This is a genomic window from Mycobacterium simiae (assembly GCF_008370645.1).
In the GTDB taxonomy this organism is placed as follows: domain Bacteria; phylum Actinomycetota; class Actinomycetes; order Mycobacteriales; family Mycobacteriaceae; genus Mycobacterium; species Mycobacterium simiae_A.
In genome coordinates this window covers 1-227 of the sequence record NZ_VTZN01000678.1, presented here as the reverse complement: position 1 = coordinate 227, position 227 = coordinate 1, and the positions used below count along the sequence as shown (strand labels likewise).

Here is a 227-nt window from a genome sequence, read left to right as displayed (position 1 = left end):
AGCCGGCCTCAAGGCGATCTACCTGTCGGGCTGGCAGGTCGCCGGCGACGCCAATCTATCCGGCCACACCTACCCGGACCAAAGCCTTTACCCGGCCAACTCGGTGCCGCAGGTCGTCCGTCGCATCAACAACGCGCTGCTGCGCGCCGACGAAATCGCGAAGGTCGAAAATGACCGTTCGGTGAACAACTGGCTGGTGCCGATCGTCGCCGACGGTGAGGCCGGCT

At 65.2% G+C, this 227-nt stretch carries 1 pseudogene; it reads left to right on the top strand.

Features of this window, described 5'->3' with window-relative positions:
* Window positions 1-227: pseudogene (locus F0Q45_RS27335) on the top strand (isocitrate lyase); the annotation flags it as partial.